At 53.3% G+C, this 240-nt stretch carries 1 protein-coding gene; it reads left to right on the plus strand.

Going from position 1 to position 240, the window contains the following annotated elements; genetic code table 11:
- On the plus strand, positions 1-200 hold a 200-nt coding region (locus ACP7FG_RS13185), incomplete at its 5' end, for a hypothetical protein (RefSeq protein ID WP_439226660.1).
- Positions 201-240: the final 40 nt, after the last annotated feature.

Here is a 240-nt window from a genome sequence, read left to right on the forward strand (position 1 = left end):
GCAAGATGATGGAGATAGCAACCCGCTATGCCAATGGAGAAGAAGAAGATTGCCTCCGTAGCGGCAAAGGCAAAGCAGTCGACGGAGATGCCAACCGAAAGCAAAAGCAGAAGGTAGAACACACTCGTCCGGTGGAAGCAGCCGCTCTGGGAGCAGGAAAGTTCAAGGGAAAGGGCAAGAGCCAATTCCCCCCCAAATAAATTCAAGAAGCAGTCGGGACCAGATGTCCTCGATCAGCCG

The sequence above is a fragment of the Idiomarina sp. ST10R2A5 genome (assembly GCF_051842325.1).
In the GTDB taxonomy this organism is placed as follows: Bacteria; Pseudomonadota; Gammaproteobacteria; order Enterobacterales; family Alteromonadaceae; genus Idiomarina; species Idiomarina abyssalis.